This is a genomic window from Roseomonas sp. AR75 (assembly GCF_005222815.1).
Lineage (GTDB): Bacteria > Pseudomonadota > Alphaproteobacteria > Acetobacterales > Acetobacteraceae > Falsiroseomonas.
Genome location: NZ_STGB01000003.1, coordinates 15667 through 33058, shown reverse-complemented (window position 1 = coordinate 33058; position 17392 = coordinate 15667). Strand labels below are relative to the sequence as shown.

General features: G+C 71.4%; 17 protein-coding genes and 2 pseudogenes. 7 read left to right on the top strand and 12 right to left on the bottom strand.

Annotated elements, in window-relative coordinates:
• Positions 1-5 precede the first annotated feature (5 nt).
• Genes E4T13_RS12205 through E4T13_RS12185 form a run of 5 tightly spaced genes read left to right on the top strand, consistent with a single transcriptional unit; the run spans position 6 to position 6144 of the window.
• Positions 6-917 carry a carbohydrate ABC transporter permease gene (locus tag E4T13_RS12205; protein ID WP_206030163.1) on the top strand — a complete coding sequence of 304 codons (912 nt, stop codon included), beginning with the start codon at positions 6-8 and terminating at the stop codon, positions 915-917.
• Positions 917-1837 carry a carbohydrate ABC transporter permease gene (locus E4T13_RS12200; RefSeq protein ID WP_137178582.1) on the top strand — a complete coding sequence of 307 codons (921 nt, stop codon included), beginning with the start codon at positions 917-919 and terminating at the stop codon, positions 1835-1837. Before E4T13_RS12205 ends, E4T13_RS12200 begins: the two co-directional genes overlap by 1 nt.
• 4 nt (positions 1838-1841) lie before the next feature.
• Entirely contained in the window at positions 1842-2903 is a 1062-nt protein-coding gene (locus E4T13_RS12195; RefSeq protein WP_137178581.1) for an ABC transporter ATP-binding protein, read from the top strand.
• Positions 2900-5269: a xanthine dehydrogenase family protein molybdopterin-binding subunit gene (locus E4T13_RS12190; protein WP_170984962.1), complete on the top strand. Its 2370-nt coding sequence runs from the start codon at positions 2900-2902 to the stop codon at positions 5267-5269. The genes E4T13_RS12195 and E4T13_RS12190 overlap by 4 nt, the downstream gene beginning before the upstream one ends.
• A complete protein-coding gene (locus E4T13_RS12185; protein WP_137178579.1) occupies positions 5266-6144 on the top strand; it encodes an NAD(P)-dependent oxidoreductase in 879 nt (292 codons plus the stop codon). The genes E4T13_RS12190 and E4T13_RS12185 overlap by 4 nt, the downstream gene beginning before the upstream one ends.
• Positions 6145-6156: 12 nt before the next feature.
• Here E4T13_RS12185 and E4T13_RS12180 read toward each other — a convergent pair whose 3' ends face one another.
• From E4T13_RS12180 to E4T13_RS12145, 8 genes and pseudogenes are all read right to left on the bottom strand, one after another.
• Entirely contained in the window at positions 6157-7218 is a 1062-nt protein-coding gene (locus E4T13_RS12180) for a ketopantoate reductase family protein (RefSeq protein WP_170984961.1), read from the bottom strand.
• A 71-nt stretch (positions 7219-7289) separates the two neighbouring features.
• Complete coding sequence (locus tag E4T13_RS12175; protein ID WP_240791100.1) at positions 7290-9503, bottom strand: heavy metal translocating P-type ATPase; 2214 nt, start codon at positions 9501-9503, stop codon at positions 7290-7292.
• 100 nt (positions 9504-9603) lie between these two features.
• Positions 9604-10824: a peptidoglycan DD-metalloendopeptidase family protein gene (locus tag E4T13_RS12170; protein ID WP_137178577.1), complete on the bottom strand. Its 1221-nt coding sequence runs from the start codon at positions 10822-10824 to the stop codon at positions 9604-9606.
• A gap of 105 nt (positions 10825-10929) precedes the next feature.
• Positions 10930-12108, bottom strand: coding sequence for a multidrug effflux MFS transporter (locus E4T13_RS12165; protein WP_137178576.1), 1179 nt, complete (start codon positions 12106-12108; stop codon positions 10930-10932).
• 93 nt (positions 12109-12201) lie between these two features.
• The gene (locus tag E4T13_RS12160) at positions 12202-12450 is read right to left on the bottom strand and encodes an aconitase family protein (RefSeq protein WP_240791099.1); all 249 of its coding nucleotides are present in this window, start codon (positions 12448-12450) and stop codon (positions 12202-12204) included.
• Entirely contained in the window at positions 12333-12863 is a 531-nt protein-coding gene (locus E4T13_RS30500; protein ID WP_240791098.1) for a hypothetical protein, read from the bottom strand. Before E4T13_RS30500 ends, E4T13_RS12160 begins: the two co-directional genes overlap by 118 nt.
• Positions 12864-12923: 60 nt before the next feature.
• Positions 12924-13697, bottom strand: a pseudogene (locus E4T13_RS30495) (SDR family NAD(P)-dependent oxidoreductase).
• Positions 13694-14236, bottom strand: a complete 543-nt coding sequence (locus E4T13_RS12145; RefSeq protein WP_137178575.1) for a carboxymuconolactone decarboxylase family protein — start codon at positions 14234-14236, stop codon at positions 13694-13696. The pseudogene E4T13_RS30495 and the gene E4T13_RS12145 overlap by 4 nt, the downstream one beginning before the upstream one ends.
• A gap of 410 nt (positions 14237-14646) precedes the next feature.
• Here E4T13_RS12145 and E4T13_RS12140 point away from each other — a divergent pair, with 410 nt between their 5' ends.
• The gene (locus E4T13_RS12140; protein ID WP_137178574.1) at positions 14647-15033 is read left to right on the top strand and encodes an alpha/beta fold hydrolase; all 387 of its coding nucleotides are present in this window, start codon (positions 14647-14649) and stop codon (positions 15031-15033) included.
• 15 nt (positions 15034-15048) lie between these two features.
• Positions 15049-15351: pseudogene (locus tag E4T13_RS30985) on the top strand (FCD domain-containing protein); the annotation flags it as partial.
• On the opposite strand, the gene E4T13_RS12130 reads toward E4T13_RS30985, so the two are convergent.
• The 4 genes from E4T13_RS12130 to tsaD form a co-directional block, all read right to left on the bottom strand.
• On the bottom strand, positions 15338-15751 hold the full coding sequence (locus E4T13_RS12130) for a tripartite tricarboxylate transporter substrate binding protein (RefSeq protein ID WP_256370449.1): 414 nt from the start codon (positions 15749-15751) through the stop codon (positions 15338-15340). The pseudogene E4T13_RS30985 and the gene E4T13_RS12130 overlap by 14 nt on opposite strands.
• A complete protein-coding gene (locus tag E4T13_RS12125) occupies positions 15720-15926 on the bottom strand; it encodes a YMGG-like glycine zipper-containing protein (protein WP_137178572.1) in 207 nt (68 codons plus the stop codon). The genes E4T13_RS12130 and E4T13_RS12125 overlap by 32 nt, the downstream gene beginning before the upstream one ends.
• 64 nt (positions 15927-15990) lie before the next feature.
• A complete protein-coding gene (locus tag E4T13_RS12120) occupies positions 15991-16287 on the bottom strand; it encodes a hypothetical protein (RefSeq protein ID WP_137178571.1) in 297 nt (98 codons plus the stop codon).
• A gap of 13 nt (positions 16288-16300) precedes the next feature.
• Complete coding sequence (gene tsaD / locus E4T13_RS12115; RefSeq protein WP_137178890.1) at positions 16301-17341, bottom strand: tRNA (adenosine(37)-N6)-threonylcarbamoyltransferase complex transferase subunit TsaD; 1041 nt, start codon at positions 17339-17341, stop codon at positions 16301-16303.
• Positions 17342-17392 lie beyond the last annotated feature (51 nt).

Here is a 17392-nt window from a genome sequence, read left to right as displayed (position 1 = left end):
CCACGTTGCCACGGCGCCCCGTGCAGGGGCGCCGCAGGCGCTTCTCCCTGGGCTACGACGAACGCAGCGCTGCCATCCTGGTGTTTCCGGTGGTGGCGGTGCTGCTGGTCGTCGCGGCCTATCCGATCCTCTATTCCTTCTGGGTCAGCCTGCACGACATCGTGCTGACGCGGCCGCTGCGCCGGCCCTTCGTCGGCTTCGACAACTACCTTCGCATCTTCGACGACGACCGCTTCTGGCTCGCGGTGGGACGCACCACCGTCTACACGGTGGTGACGGTCGCCGTGACGACCGTGCTCGCCGTGCTGGTCGCGCTGCTGCTGAACGAGGTGTTTCCCGGCCAGCGCATCCTGGCCGCGCTGCTGCTGGTGCCCTGGGCGACGCCCTCCGTCGTCAATGGGCTGATGTGGAAATGGATCTACGATCCGACCTATGGCCTGCTGAACGGGCTGCTGCTGCAACTCGGCCTGATCGAGCGATACCGTGCCTGGCTCGGCGACCCCGACCTCACGCTGCTGCTGATCGCCAATGCGGCGATCTGGAAGCAGATGCCGCTGGCCGCGCTGCTGCTGATCGTGACGATGAAGGCGATCCCGGACGACCTGTATCGCGCCGCCAAGGTCGATGGCGCCAACGTCTTCCAGCGCTTCGTGCATGTCACGCTGCCGGCGCTGCGGCCCGGGCTGATGCTCGTGCTGGTCTACGAGACGATGATCAGCATCCGCCATTTCGACCTGTTCCTGATCATGACGCAGGGCGGGCCGGGCGATGCTTCCTTCACGCTCTCCTGGCTGATCTATGTCGAGACCTTCCGCTCGCTTCGCTTCGGCACCGGCGCCGCGATGAGCTACGTGCTGGCGATGGCGACCTTCCTGCTGTCATGGGCGGTGATCCGCTGGCTGGGGAAGCGGCTCTGATGGCCGGGCGTCCCCTCGCGCCGCGGATCGGCCGCGCGCTGCTGCTGGCCTTCTTCTCGGCGCTGTTCGTGCTGTATGTGGCGGGGCCGGTGGCGTGGCTGGTTTCGTCGTCCTTGCAGACGGAAGCGCAGATCACCGCGGTGCCGCCGAACTGGCTGCCGCCGGAACTCAACTTCGGCAATTTCGACGCCATCCTGAACGCCGCCGAGCGCCAGGTGACCTACGAGACCCGGCGCCAGGGCGACCCCGCCACCGGCGGTTTTCTTCCCTCCGGTGCGGCGAACCTCATCCCCTCGCTGTGGAACAGCCTGACGGTCGGGCTCTGGGTGGCGGTGCTGAACCTGCTGCTGTCCATCACGGCGGCCTATGCGATCGCGGTGATCGACTTCCGCGGCCGCCGCGCCACGCTGTACACCGTGCTGGCGACGCGCGTGGTGCCGGACATCGCGCTGATCGTGCCGCTGTTTTTGGTGGTGCGGAATCTCGGGCTGATCAACACGCTCGGCGCGCTGGTGGTGACCTATCTCGCCATCACCGTGCCCTTCACCATCTTCATCCTGATCTCCTATTTCGAGGGCATCCCGCGCGACCTGTACCGCGCCGCGCGGATCGACGGCTGCGGGCATTGGGGCGCGCTGCGCCATGTCTACCTGCCGCTGTCGCTGCCGGCGCTGGTGGCGTCCCTCACCTTCGCCTTCCTCACCTCCTGGAACGAGTTCGTCTTCGCGCTGGTGCTGACGCAGAACGTCGCGGCGCAGACGCTGCCGATCGTCATCTCGGGCTTCGTGATGGACTTCACCACCAGCTTCTCCTTCGTCAACGCGGCAGGCGTCATCGCCATCATCCCGCCGGTGCTGATGGCGGTGCTGTTCCAGCGCTACATCGTCTCCGGTCTGACCGCCGGCGCGGTGAAGGGGTAGCGACATGGCCACCATCGCCTGCGAGCAGCTCACCAAGCGCTATGGCAGCGTCGTCGCCGTGGACCGGCTGGACCTGACGATCCGCCATGGCGAGTTCATGGTGCTGCTCGGGCCTTCGGGCTGCGGCAAGACCACGACGCTCAACATGATCGCCGGCCTCGAGGAGATCAGCGACGGCACGCTGCGCTTCGACGAGAAGGACGTCACCTGGCAGCCCCCGCACAAGCGGGAGGTCGCGATGGTCTTCCAGTCCTACGCGCTCTATCCCAACAAGACAGTGCGCGAGAATATTTCGTTCCCCCTGGCGCTGCGCCGCACGCCGAAGGCGGAGATCGAACGGGCCGTGCAGGCCGTGGCGGAGCAACTGGAAATCGCGCATCTGCTCGATCGCCGTCCCTCGCAGCTCTCCGGCGGGCAGCGGCAGCGCGTGGCGCTCGGCCGCGCCATCGTGCGCAAGCCGAGCGTCTTCCTGATGGACGAGCCGCTGTCGAACCTCGATGCCGCGCTGCGGCTCTCGATGCGCAGCCTGATCAAGCATCTGCACCAGCGCCTGCAGGCCACCTTCGTCTATGTCACGCATGACCAGGCGGAGGCGATGACGCTGGCCGATCGCATCGCCGTGATGAAGGGCGGCCTGATCCAGCAGCTCGACACGCCCGAGGGCATCTACGCCCGCCCGGCCAACACCTTCGTCGCCAGCTTCCTCGGCAGCCCGCAGATCAACCTGGTCGAGGGCGAGATCGCGCCCGATGGCAGCTTCGTCCGCGGCCCGCTGCGCATCGCGTTGCCGGAGGCCGTGGCCGCGCCGGGGCGCGCCGTGATGCTCGGGCTGCGGCCGGAGGATGTCGGCACGCCCGCACCCGGCCTCGCTGGCGTCGAGGCACGGGTGGACCTGGTCTCCCCGCTCGGCTCGGAGACGCTGCTGGAAGTCGTCGCGCCCGGCGAGGTGCCGCTGACGCTGCGCGTGCCGAAGGAATGGCGCGCGCGTTCCGGCGAGACGATCCGCTTCGGCGTGGACCCGGCGCGGCTGCACCTGTTCGACAAGCAGACGGAAGCGCGGCTGTGACCGTCCCGCCGCCCCCCGAACCGGGCGGCGTCCTCGGCCGTCCGCTGCGGCGGCGTGAGGACCGGCGCCTGCTGATGGGCCAGGGCCGCTTCCTGGACGACATCGCCGCCCCGCCGGGCTGCCTGCACGCGGTCTTCGTGCGCAGCCCGCATCCGCATGCGCGGATCGGCGGCATCGACAGCGAGGCCGCGCGCGGTGTTGCGGGGGTGGTCGCCGTACTCACCGCGCACGACCTGAACGCGCTGGTCGCGCCGCTGCGCATGGCCCCGCCCATCGAGGGGCTGCTGCCGATGGAGATGCCGGTCCTGCCGGTGGAGACGGCGCGCCTCGTCGGCGATCCCGTCGCGCTGGTGCTGGCGGAGACGCGCATCGCCGCCGAGGACGCGGCGGAACTGGTGCAGGTGGACTGGGACCCGCTGCCCGCCGTCGCCAGCATCGCGCAGGCCAAGGCCGCGGCCGCCCTCGTGGACCCTGCGGTTCCGGGCAACCGCGTCTCGCACCAACACTTCGCCACGCCGGGGCTGGACGCCGCCTTCGCGCGCGCGGATCGCGTCGTCGAAACACATTTCGGCCAGCACCGACAGACGCATGTGCCGATGGAGCCGCGCGGCGTGCTGGCGATCTGGGATGCCGGGCGCGAGCACCTGACCATGCGCGTCGGCACCCAGGCGCCGCATCCCTATCGCAGCGCGCTCGCCGCGCGGCTCGGCCTCAAGGAATTCCAGATCACGGTGGACAGCCCCGAGATGGGCGGCGGCTTCGGCCAGAAGATCATTCCCTTACGCGAGGATTTTTGTCTGGCTGCCGCTGCCCGGCTTCTGAACAGGCCGGTCCGTTGGCGCGAAACGCGCGGCGAGAACCTCACCGCCGCGATGATGGCGCGCGAGGAGATCGTCTCCACCCGCGCCGCGGTCAGCGCCGATGGCCGCCTGCTGGGCCTCGCCTGCGCCATCGAGGCCGATTTCGGCGCCTGGTCCTTCTTCCCCGCCAACTACATGGCGCGCGTCGTCGCAATGATCCTGCCCGGGCCCTACCGCGTGAAGGAATATGGCTACGACGTGCAGGTCTGGCTGACCAACAAATGCCCCGCCGGGCCGATGCGTGCGCCGATGGCCGTTACCTCCTGGATCATGGAGGGGACGATGGATTCTGTTGCGCGCGAGTTGCACCTCGATCCGCTGGAGGTGCGGCGGATCAACTCCATCGCCGATGCCGACCTGCCCTGGATCACCGCGACGGGGGAGCGCTACGACGCGCTGACGCCGCGCGCGACGCTTGACGCCGCCGCCGAGATGCTCGGCTACGCCACGCTGCGCGCGCAGCAGGCGCAATCGCACGAAACACTGCTCGGCATTGGCCTCTGCACCGTGGTGGAAAGCACCACCTACGGCTCCGCCTTCTACAGATCCGCCGGCATCCCCGGGTCGGGCCATGAGGTCGCGACGATCCGCGTGGAGCCCTCCGGCGCCGTCATCGCCTCCTGCGGGCTGATGGGCTCCGGCCAGGGCTATGAGACGACGCTGGCGCAGGCCGCCGCCGCGGGCCTCGGCGCGGCCTTCGACGATCTGGTGATCCAGATCGGCAACAGCGACATCGCGCCCTATGGCATGGGCAGCCGCGGCAGCCGCGGCGCGGCGGCGGGCGGCGGCGCGCTCTACATGGCCGGGCAGCGGCTGAAGGCGAAGGTCCTGGCCATCGCCGCGGCAATGCTCGACCTCAACAGCGCCGACGGGCTCGACCTGCGCGAGGGCCGCGTGCTGCGCCAGGTCGAAGGCGCGTGGTCCGAAACCGGTCTCACCCTCGCCCAGGTGGCGCGCACCGCGCATCTCGATCCGCTGCGCCTGCCGCCGGGCATGGAGCCGGGCCTGCACACCGTGCTCGCCTTCGACCCGCCGGCGATGACCTATTCCAATTCCACCCATGCCTGCGCGGTGGAGATCGAGCCCGCGACCGGCGCGCTGCGCATCCTGCGCTACGTCGTCGCCGAGGATTCCGGCACGCGCATCAACCCGCTCGTCGTCGAGGGGCAGACGCATGGCGCGACGGCGATGGGCCTCTCCGGCGCGATGATGGAACACGCGGCCTATGGTGAGGACGGCCAGGCGCTGGCCGGGTCCTTCATGGACTACGCCCTTGCGCGCGCCGCCGACCTGCCCGATTTCACGCTCTCCCACCACGACACGCCCAGCCCGCGCACTCCGGCCGGCATCAAGGGCATGGCGGAAGGCGGGACGATGGGCGGCATCGGTGCGCTGATGAACGCCGTGAACGATGCGCTGGCGCAGGCCGGCGCGCATCTCGAAAGCCAGCCTGCGACGCCCGCCCGCATCTGGGCCGCGCTGCAGGCCGCGAAGGACAACGCATGAGCAACGCCACGCTTCCCCGAATCGGCTTCATGGGGCTCGGCATCATGGGCGGCGCGATGGCCGGGCATCTGCGCGCCGCCGGCCATCCCATGGCCATCGCCAACCGCTCGCGCGGCCCGCGCGTGCAGGCGCTTCTGGATGCCGGCGCGACATGGGCAGAGACGCCGGCCGCGCTGGCCGCCGCCTCCGACATCGTCGTCACCATCCTCGGCTTCCCGCAGGATGTGGAGCAGGTCTGGCTCGGCGCCGATGGCCTGCTGGCCGGCGCGAAGCCCGGCACGCTGCTGATCGACATGACAACCTCCTCGCCGCGCCTGGCCGTGCAGCTTGCGGAGGCCGCGGCGGCGAAGGGCTGCGCGGCGCTGGATGCGCCGGTCTCCGGCGGTGATGTCGGCGCGCGCAACGCGGCGCTCTCCATCATGGTGGGCGGCGATGCCGATGCCTTCGCGCGCGCGCAGCCGGTCTTCGCGCGCATGGGCAAGACGATCCGCCACATGGGCGGGCCGGGCGCGGGCCAGCACACCAAGATGGCGAACCAGATCGCCATCGCCTCCGCCGTGATGGGCGTGGCCGAGGCGCTGTCCTATGCGCGCCACGCCGGGCTGGACGGAGAGGCGGTGATCGCGGCGCTCGCGCCCGGCGCGGCCGGGTCCACGCAGCTCAACGTGATGGGGCCGAAGATGCTGGTGGGCGACTATGCGCCGGGCTTCATGGTGAAGCACTTCCTGAAGGACCTCGGCATCGCGCTGGCCGAGGCGCAGGAGATGCAGCTCGACCTGCCGGGCATGGCGCTGTCGCGCAGGCTGTTCGAGCGTGTCGCGGCGGAACTCGGTGGCGATGTCGGTACGCAGTCGATCATCGCGGCGTACCGGTAGGCCGGCGCAGCCTCAGTTCAGGCGCAGATCCAGGATGTGGCGCGGGTCGGGCCGCAGCTCGCCGTGCTCGACACGCCGCACGATGTCGGTCAGCGCCGCATTCGCCGGCGCCGCGATGCCGACCTCCTGGCCGCGCTCCACGATGTAGCCGTTGAGGAACTCGATCTCGGTGCGGCGTCCCTTCTCCATGTCCTGGCCCATGGAGGGACGATGCGCGCCGCCGCCGCCCGCGGCATCGGCCAGGCGCCGTTCGTCGAACAGGCGCGTGGCCTCCGCGTCGCCCTCGCCGGCGCGTGCGATCACCTCCGGCGCGATGTGGTGGATCTCCTCCAGCGTGTAGCCCAGCGCCTGGCCGATGCGGATCGCCTCGCTGCCCAGGCGCGCGGTGAAGCGGCGCAGCCGGTCGTCCAGCAGCAGGTCGCGCGTGATCAGGCCGGTGCAGGCGGAAAGCCCGTTGGCCATCGCGTTGGCGACCAGTTTCGTCCAGCGCTCGCCCCAGAGATTCGCCGTGATCTTCGTGCTGTCGGACAGTGCCAGCAGGCGCGCCACCTCCTGCGCGCGCGGCGTGGCGCGACCATGCACCTCGCCGACGCGGAAGACGGTGTGCTGCGCGCCGCTCCGCCCCGCGGCGCGGCGCACATGGCCGGGCTCGCAGAGATCCACCGTGATCAGGCTGGCGATGGCGCCCAGCGTGCGGCCCCACCCGACCACGCCGGCCACCGTCTCCTCGTTCATGCAGTTCTGCAGCGAGACGACGAAGCCGCCCGGCGCCAGGTACTGCCGCACCATCATCGTCGCCCAGGCCGTGTCGTACGACTTCACGCAGACGAAGGCGATGTCGACCGGTCGTTCCCGGCTCAGCCCCTGCAGTTCCGTCACGTGCAGCGCGCGCACCGGCACGCTGAATTCCGGCACGTCGCGCAGGTGGCTGATTCGCAGTCCGCGGGCGCGAATCGCCTCCACATTCTCCGGCCACATGTCCACCAGCGTCACATCCTCGCCTGCCTGCGCCATATGCGCGCCGACATAGCCGCCGACCGCGCCGGCTCCGATGATCGCGATCCGCTGACCCATGAGTTCTCCCCCGAAGGGCGCCATTGTCACGCATGCGCGCGCCGGGGCAAGCGCCGGCCGGCCCGATCCGCTCAGGCCGCCGGCTTCCAGGCCAGCAGTCGCAGCGCGTTCAGCGTGACCAGTACCGTCGCCCCGGTATCCGCCAGGATCGCTGGCCACAGCCCGGTGACGCCCAGCATCGTCGTGACCAGGAACACGCCCTTCAGCCCGATCGCGATCGCGACATTGGCGCGTACATTCGCCATGGTCGCCCGCGACAGGGCGACGAGCTCGGCAATGCCCGTCACGCGGTCCGGCAGCACCGCCGCGTCGGCGGTTTCCAGTGCGACATCCGTGCCGCCGCCCATGGCAATGCCGACCGAGGCCGCCGCGAGCGCCGGCGCATCGTTGATCCCGTCGCCGACCATCGCCACCGTGCCGTCCTGCTTCAGCCGCGCGATCTCCCGCAGCTTGTCGCCCGGCAGCAGTTCCGCCATCGCATGCAGCCCGAGCGTGGCGGCGATCGCTTCGCCGGTGCGCCGGTTGTCGCCGGTCAGCATCACCGCGCGGATGCCGAGCGCGGTCAGCGCCTGCACGCCTGCGGCGGCATCCGCGCGCGGCTCATCGCGAAAGGCCAGCACGCCCAGAGCCTTCGCATCCGCCTGGACCACCGCGACGGTCTTGCCCTCCTGCTCCAGCCGCGCGATCTCTGCCGCGAGCGACCCGAGCGCGATGCCCGTCTCGGCAGCATGGCGCGGACTGCCGACCGCGACCGACCGCCCATCCACCGTCGCCCGCACCGCCTTGCCGGGTATCGCCGATTGACCTCGCGCGGGCGGCACGGCGAGGCTGCGCGCTTCCGCTGCGGCCAGCACGGCCCTTGCAAGGGGATGCGCCGATCCCGCTTCCACGGCGGCTGCCTGCGCGAGCAGCGCGTCGGAGGAGCCGCCGGCCACAGGCAGCAGGTCGGTCAGGCGCGGCCGGCCCTCGGTCAGTGTGCCGGTCTTGTCGAAGGCGACGCAGCGCGCGACGCCGATCGTCTCCAGCGCCGCGCCCCCCTTGATCAGCAATCCGCGCCGGGCGCCCGCCGAAAGGCCGGAGGCCAGCGCCGCGGGCACCGAGATCACCAGCGCGCAGGGGCAGGCGATCAGCAGCACCGCCAATCCGCGATAGAGACTCGTCCACCAGTCCCAGCCGAAGGCGAAGGGCGTGACGAGGATGACCAGCGCGGAGACCGCCATCGCGCTCGGCGTCCACCAGGCGGCGAAGCGTTCGATGAAGCGTTGCGTCGGCGCGCGGCTTGCGGTGGCGTCTTCCACCATGCGGATGATGCGCGCGATGGTGTTGTCCGCGGCGGCGCGAAGCACGCGCACGCGCAAGCTGCCGTCCGCGTTGATCGCGCCGGCAACGACGCGATCGCCGGGGCCGCGCGCGATCGGCACGCTCTCCCCGGTCACGGGGCTTTCGTCCAGCGCCGACTGCCCTTCCTCGATGATGCCGTCACAAGGCACGCGGTCGCCAGGACGCACCAGCACGCGGTCGTCCACTGCCAGCGCAGCGGCCGGCACAGCCTCGGTCGTGCCGTCGGGGTGCAGCCGCAGCGTGCTGCGTGGCATCAGCGCGGCGAGCGAGCGGATGCCCGCTCGCGCGCGGCCGGCGGCCACCGTCTCCAGCAGCTCGCCCACGGCGAAGAGCAGCACGACGACCGCCGCTTCTTCCGCCGCGCCGATCACCGCGGCGCCGATGGCCGCGGTGCACATCAGGGTCTCGATCGAGAAGGGGCTGCCGGCGCGCGCCAGCGAAAGGGCGCGGCGCCCGAAGGGCACCAGCGCAACCAGCGTCGCCGCGAGGAACAGCGGATAGGTCAGCCGCTCCGGCAGCACCAGGGCGAGCGCGTAGGCGCCGAGCACGAGGCCGCCCAGCATCCAGACCAGCATCGCCTTGCCGCTGCGCCACCATGGCTTGCCGGCATCGGCGGGATCGTCGGCATGGGCGTGTGTATGTGCATGCCCGTGGCCGATGCCTTCACGCTCGGCCGTTGCACCACCGTGCCGGTGATCATCGCCATCCTTGTCCGGCGAGCCGGTGATGGGGTGCGCGCGGTAGCCGAGCTGCTCCACCTGCTGCGTGACGGCCTCGGGCGTCGCGGCGTGCGGCGCAAGCGAGACCGTCAGGCGGTCCGCCATCAGGTTGACCTCGACATCGGCCACACCGGGCAGGCGCTCCACGGCCCGCGTCACCTTCGCAACGCAGGCGGCGCAGTCCATCCCTTCCACCCGCCAGACGCGGCGCGTTGCTTCTGCCATCGGGCCACCTCGTTGCCGTGGCCCCCGGTATGGGACTTCCAGTCGCTGGAAGTTCAAGCCCCCATGCGCGATGCCCTGGCGAAAAGGGCTCGCGGCCCGGCTACTCCGCCATGGCGATCTCGGTGAGGTCGGACAGCGCGGCCGCGTAGTGCGACAGGCTGCGCTGCGCCGTCCGATATGCGGTGAGCTCACGCCCCGCGAGTTGCACCGACTGCGCCGTGCGACGCGCGGGATCCACGGGTCGGCCCTGAACGATGACCTCGTAATGCAGGTGCGGGCCGGTCGAGAGGCCAGTGGAGCCCACCGCCCCGATCGCGTCGCCCTGCCGGACCTGGCGGCCTGGTGCGATGCCGCGCGCGAAGCGAGACAGATGCGCGTAGCGCGTCTCGATGCCGCCGGCGTGCCGCAGGCGCACGATGCGCCCGTATCCGCGTTCGAACCGGGCCGAGATGACGGTGCCGTTTGCCGCTGCATAGACGGGCGTGCCGGTCGGCGCGGCGAAGTCGGTGCCGCGGTGCAGCCGCGTGAAGCCCAGGATCGGATGGCTGCGCATTCCGAAGCCCGAGGAGACACGCGCGCCGTCCAGCGGCGTGCGCAGGAAGGCGCGGCGCAGGCTTCTGCCCGCAGCGTCGTACCAATCCGCCGTTCCGTCGCGCGTCGTGTGGCGCCAGATCGCCAGGCGGCGGCCTGACAACATCAACTCCGCATGCAGCACGCGGCCATGGCCGAGCAGCGCGCCCTCGTCATCGCGGAAGCGCTCGAACAGCACGGCGAAGCTGTCGCCGGGTTGCAGGTCGCGCTGGAAGTCGATCTCGTGGCCCAGCGCGCGGATCAGCGAGAGAGCGAGGCCGGGCGGCATGCCAGAGGCCGTCATCGCCGGAAACAGGCCGCCTTCCACCTTGCCGGCCACCCGCACGAGCATGCGCTGCTTCGGCGCGAGGATCTCTTCGACCTGCCACTGCTCGCCTCGCAGCGTCGCGCGGATCGTCCGCCCGGGCGAGGGCTCGATCTCGAACTCCGCCAGCGCGTCGTCGCGCGAAGGATCGAGCGTGATCGCAATCTCTTGACCGGGACGGAGCGCCCTGGGCGGGAAGAGATCCTGCAATGCAACCACGAGACGATGCACATCCCCCGAATCGACTCCGGCGCCACCGAGCAGGCCGGCCAAGGTGTCGCCCGATCGCACCACCAGCATCCGCTCCGGTGCCGAAGCGCTCGCCGCTTCCTGCGGCGGCGAAGCGCCTGAAACCGCCTGCGCGGCTTCACCCGACATCAGCAGCCAGGCTGCCGCAAGCGATCCGATGATGAACCGACCCACCATGCCCCAATCGTCCCCCCGAACGCAGAGCAGCGATCAAACAGCCGCTCGTTCGAGCGTCAATCGCGGAAGGACGATCGCAACGGCGCCGGAAGCACGCCGGGGGCGTCACATGCTGGTGGAACGATTCGGCCGGAGCAGCTCCGCCGCGATCGCGCAGCAGGCGCCGAACAGCATGAGCAGGGCCATCGGCCGCGGCGTTCCGTCGGCCAGCAGGCCGACCAGCGCGCTGCCGAGTGCGGCGCAGCCGAATTGCAGCGTGCCGAGCAGGGCCGAAGCGCTGCCGGCGCGCGAGGAGTGGCGCGAAAGCGCCCCGACGGCCGCGTTGGGAAACACCAGGCCCGTGCTGGCCAGCGCCAGTACTGCGGGCAGGAAGATGCCGGCGAGCCCGCCCAGCCCGGTGAAGGCCGCGAGGGTCAGCGCCAGCACGGCTACGGCAGCGACCCGCAGGGCATAGGCCGGGACCTTGCGCGCGCCCCATCGGCGCAGCAGCGGTGGGTTGAGCTGCGACGCCGCGATGAAGCCCACGGCACTGACGGCGAAGAGCAGCCCGAACCGCTCCGGCGGCACGTGGAAATACTCGATGTAGACGGCCGGCGCGCCGCCGATGAAGGCAAAGACCGAGAACATGGCGAAGGCGCCCATCAGCGCGTTGCTGATGAAGCCGCGTTCGCGCCCGATGCGCAGGAAGTCGCGCAGCAGATCGGCGGCGGATCGGCGCAGCCGACGCGCGGGCGGCAGCGTTTCCGGCAGCAGCGCCCATGCCAACACGCAGGACAAGCCGCCATAGGCCGCCGAGACCCAGAAGATCGAACGCCATCCTCCTGCGCCCAGCAGCAGGCCGCCCAGCGTCGGCGCCAGGATCGGGGCTGCGCCCATCACGAGCATGAGGCGCGACATCAGCCGCGCGGCGGCGAGCCCGTCGGCCAGGTCCCGCACCATCGCCCTGGGTATCACCGCGCTGGCCGCGCCGCCGAAGGCTGCGATGCAGCGCCACGCCGCCAATGTCGTCATGTCCGATGCGAGCGCGCACCCGATCGATGCGACGGTGTAGAGGGCGGTTCCCGCGATCAGCGGCGTGCGCCGTCCCAGCCGGTCGGCAAGGGTTCCCTGCACCAGCTGCCCGACCGCAAGTCCGACGAACCAGGATGCGAGCGTGATCTCCACGCTGCCCCGGCTCGTGCCGAGCTCGCCCTCGATGGCCGGGAAGGCCGGAAGATACATGTCTGTCGAGATCGGACCGACGGCGGTCAGGAAGCCGAGCAGCAGAGGCAGCCAACGGGGCATGGTGTTCCGTTCGGAAAAGGGACGGCAGCGAGCGGGGAGCTTCCGCGGCGGGTGGCTGACTGGCGCGGGTCGGCATCGCCGCCAGGGTCGAGACTAGCGCCGCCGCCGCCGCGGGGGCAGGGCACCGATGTCAGCGGGCTGTCGCGCGGCGCGACCACACGGTTTCGCTCGCGCTGGGACACCGCGGCAGCAGGCTGGCCCCGTCCGAACGCGCGCCACCTCCGTCATCCCGACGCCGAGGGCGAGCGCGCCGAGCGCGCCATGTATCGAGGTGTGGCTGTCTCCGCAGACGATGATGATGCCGGGTTGGCCGAGGCCGGCCTCCGGCCCCAAGACATGCACGAGGCCCGGGCGCTCGTCGTGCAGGCCGAACAGGGTGAAGCCCTACGCGGCGGCGTTCCGCTCCGGCGCGCGGTGGCGCGCCTCGCGCTGCCGCAGCATCGCGAAGGCCGGCGCCGAGCCGTCATGCAGCAGGTGGCATCGAATACCGCCATCGGCAACGAGGCCTGGATCGGCGACGACCAGCGGGCGTCCGATCCGGCGCCGACGATGCGCGCGGCCTCCGTCAGGCGGTCGCACAGCGCGACGATGGCTTCCTTGTGCGGCACCGTCACGACGATGCCACCGAAATTCTCGACGCGGCTCAGCGCAGCGACGACGGCGGCAAGCTCCTCGGCCCGCACCTGCATCGGCACCAGCACCGCGTCGCGCCCGCTCGCGGCGAAATGGGCGTTCAGCGCGGCGGGTGTGCGCAAGGATCACCACCAGCCGCGTATGGCCGCTGATGGAGGCGCGGGTCGCAACCTCGCCCGACGTCACGGCGCGGCGTTCGCCGTCCAGCCGCCATCCACCGCCAGCACCGCGCCGTTGATGCTCGATGCGGCCGGCGAGGCGAGGAACAGCGCGGGCGCCGCCACCGCATTCGGCTGCACGAGGCGGCGCTGCGGCGAGCGGTGGCGGATCGCGCCGCCGTCGAGCCTGCCGCGGGCGAGAAGATCGGAAACCAGCGCGGTCTCGACATAGCCGGGCGCGAGTGCATTCACGCGAACGCCATGCTCGCCCCACTCGCAGACCAGCGCACGCGCCAGGTTCGCGACGCCGCCCTTGCTGCCGCAACAGGCCGCGCGCGCCGCACCGGCGGTGGCGTGTTAGAGGCTCGCCGTGAAAAGCAGCAGCCCCGACCCCTGCGCCACCATGCGCCGGCCCGCCGCCTGCGCGGGCAGGAAGGCGCCGGTGACGTTGACATCGATGGTCCGGCGCCATTCCTCCGCGCCGAGTTCGAGCGTCGGCTTGTTGGCGGAGATGCCGGCATTGGCATGCGCCACGTCCACGCCGCCCCATTCGCGGTGCATCGCTTCGAAGGCAGCCTCGACCTCTGCCGCCACCGCCACGTTGCCGCTCACCACCAGCCAGTCCGGTGATGCCTCTGGCACGACGCCCAGGTCGAACACGCAGACCCGTGCGCCGCGGGCGTGGAATGCGTTCGCCACCGCGCGGCCGATGCCCTGCGCGCCGCGGGTGACCAGCACGCGCGTGCCCGGCGCGGGCAGGGGCGAGGCGGTGACGGACTCGTCCAGCGTTGCGCTCATGGCAGCGGATAGGCCTCCAGGAAGGGCTGGTAGTCCGGCTCGACCTCGACCTCCAGCGTGGCGAGAAGCCGCACCACGCCGCAGTAGTAGGCGATGGTGACGACCAGGTCGGTCAGTCGCTCGGGATCGAGATGCGGGCGCAAGGCATCGAAGGTCCCGGCGCTCATCGCGCCGGCGAACATCTCGCGCGCGCCCAGAAGCACCAGGCGCGCCAACGGCTCCAGGCCGGACGCGCCGCCTTCACTCTCCACCGCGATGGCGCGGATGTCGGCGTCGGAGCAGCCGAACTCGATGCCGATGCGCACATGGTGGGACCACTCGTACGGATTCCGTGCCAGCCACCCAACCTGCATGATCGCAAGCTGACGCAGCCGCGGGTCCAGCTTGCTGCCGAAGCGGATGTACATGCCGAGATCCGTGAAGGCGCGCGCCGCGCCGGGGCTGTGCGCCATGACGCGGTTCAGCCAGATGTCGCGGGAGACCACGTCCCGGTTCTCCGGCGCCAGGTCCTTGCTTGTCAGATAGGGCAGACGGGCCAAGCGCCTCTCCTCCTCAGCTTTCCGGCGCGATGCGATAGAAGCGCGCGGCGGTGTCGTGGAACAGCGCGGCGCGCTCGGTAGGCGACCAGCGCGCGGTGATGCGCTTAAAGGCGTTCCAGAGCGTGGTTTAGCCGATGCCCGCCTTGTCCACCGGGACGTTGCTCTCGAACATGCAGCGCCCGGCACCGAAGGCTTCCACCGCGGTCTCCACCATCGGGCGCCACAGCTCCGCCGTTCCTCGGACGAGGGCGGGCGCGGATTCTCGTGGGCGCCGAAGCCGAAGAGACGCAAGCCGAGCCTGCCGGTCTTAACATGCAGGTTCGGGCAATGCGACAGGTCTCGGAGCGCCGCGCCCCAGCCCGCGCGGACATGGCGGCCGCGAACGCGGCCTCGCGGCGGAGCGCGAGCGCATGGCCGCAATCGTGGAGCCGACGATCGAGCGCTGGTTGACCGCGCCCTTCCGCGCCGATCGCGCCGTGGCGCGCCTGCGCGAAAGGTTGCTGTCCGACGACGCCGCCGACTGGTCCGCCGGCTGGCGCGCCATCGCCGGCATGTCGCTGACGCCGCATCTCGGCGCCGTGCGCGCACCGACGCTGGTGCTTGCCGGCGAGCGGGACGTGGCGACCACGCCGGCGATGGCGGACGCCACGGTGGCGCGCGCCATTCCGGGCGCGCGCTTCGCCGTGCGGCCGGGGGCGCCGCACATGATGCAGATCGAGACCGATGCGGCGTTCACACTGCGCGAGACCGTAACCCAGATGCAGCGCGCCGCGCAGACCGGCGACGGCCATTACTGAGGCAACGTCCGCTTCAACGAGCGCTTCGCGGAAGTCGCGCGCAACCGCACACTGCTGCGCCAGCTCGACAGCCTGGCGCTGCGCAGCCTGCGCTTCCGGCGCCGCACCCTGTCGAACCCCGAGCGTGTCGCGCGCTCCATCGCCGACCATTCGCGCCTGGTCGCTGCGCTGGAGGATCGCGACCCGACGCTGGCCTCGGCGCGCGCCAGCGCCAATGTCCTCGGCGCGCTGCGCATGCTGGAAGCGATGCTGAACGCCGAGGAGGCGGAGCAGGCGACGCCGGAGCTCGCCCCGCGCCGCCAGATCATCCGAGGGTGATGCCGGCCTCGCGGATCACCTGCGCCACGATCTGCCGCTGGTTCTGCAGCCAGCGGGTGAACTCCGCCGTGCTCTGGCCGACCAGCACCGTGCCGAGCGGCGCCATGCGCGCCAGCACGCCGGGATCGCGGCAGGCCTGAGCCACCACGGATTGCAGCTTCCCGATGACGGCGGGCGGCGCGTCGCTCGGCGCGAAAAGGCCGTTCCAGTCATCCATGTCGAAGCCGGGAAAGCCGCTCTCCGCCATGGTCGGCACGCTGGGCGGCGTGGGCAGCCGCTCCGCGCCCACCATCGCCAGCGGCCGCGCCTTGCCCGTCTCGATCGGCGGGCGGCTGACCCCGCCCTGGCGGGGGGAAGCAACCGTGTGCCTATCGCCCAGTGAGGGCGCCGCCGGCGGCACCGACGCCGCCGCCGATCAGCGCGCCCGTGCCGGCATTGCCGGAGAGCGATCCCACCGCGGCGCCCGCGCCGGCACCGAGCAATCCGCCACTCACGGCACGCGTTCCCCGCGATTCGCCGCAGGCCGCAAGCGCCAAGGTCAGTGCCCCGACAAGCAGCAGGGGTGTCGTCCGCATCGCCATCTCCTTCCGCATCCGCACGTCGCAACGCAGGGAGCTGGCAAAAGGATGCGCGGCTCTCTCAGCCTGGTTCGGCGAGGGAGGCGGCGAGCCGCGCCGCTTCCGCGGCGGCCGCCCGGCCGAGCGGGCTGTCCGGCGGCACATCCGCGCCCAGCAACCCCTCCGGGGTGCCGAGCCGTGCCGCCACGGCCTGGCGCTGTTCCGGCGTCGCGGCCTGCAACAGCGCGCGGAGCGCGAAGCGCGTGACCATCGCCTGCGCTTCCTGCTGCAATTGCTCGCGCCTTATCTCCTTCAGCAGGTCGGTGATGGCGTCGAGCGTCTCGCGGAGATCGCCGCTGCGGACGACGGGTGAGCGCATGGTGGGAGGCTCCTCAGGCAGCGAGGCTGTCGAGCGGCCAGCGCGGCCGCGGCGCGTGGTCCAGCGGATCAGCCAGGCCGAGGCGCAGGCGCTCGATGCCGGCCCAGGCGACCATCACCGCATTGTCGGTGCAGAGCCGGATGGGCGGCGCCACCAGGGGCAGCCCGGCCGTCTGCGCGACCCCGGACAGCGCTGCGCGCACCGCGCCATTGGCCGCGACGCCGCCGGCGACGACGACCGCGGTGGCGGTGGGCAGCATCGCCAGCGCGTGCCGCGCGCGGTCCGCCAGCACCGCGGCGACCGCCGCCTGGAAACTGGCGGCGAGGTCGCGTCGCCCCGTCTCGTCCAGCCCCTTCGCCACTTGCTGCGCGACGGCCGTCTTCAGGCCGCTGAAGGAAAAGTCGCAGCCGGGGCGGCCAAGAAGCGGGCGGGGCAGGGGGATGCGCGCGGGATCACCGCCCTGCGCCAGCCGCTCCAGATGCGGGCCGCCGGGCCAGGGCAGGCCGAGCAGCTTGGCGGATTTGTCGAAGGCCTCGCCCACCGCGTCGTCCAACGTGGAGCCGAGCCGTCGATGCCGCCCCACGCCCTCCACCGCCACGCACTGGCAATGCCCGCCGGACAGCAGCAGCAGCAGATAGGGGAAGCCGAGCCCCTGCGGGCTGATCGAGGGCAGCCTGGGCGAGAGGGCATGCGCCTCCAGGTGGTTCACCGCGACGAAGGGCAGGCCGTTCGCCGTGGCGATCCCCTTGCCGAAGCTCGCGCCGACGATGAGGCCGCCGATCAGCCCGGGCCCGGAGGTTGCCGCCACGGCCGCAAGCCCGGCCGGCGTCGTGCCTGCCCGGTCCAGCACGCGCCGCACCAGGCCCGGCAGATGCGCCAGATGGGCGCGCGCCGCGATCTCCGGCACCACGCCGCCATAGGGCGCGTGATCGGCCAGTTGGCTGAGCACCGCTTCGGCCAGCACCGTGCCGTCGGCGCGCAGCACGGCGGCGGCCGTCTCATCGCAGGAGCTTTCCAGGCCGAGCACCAGCCCGTCTCCTCGCACGCCGCGCATCGGTTCCGCGTATTCCGCCACTTTCGTCGCCCCAGCGGCCGCTCTATGAGG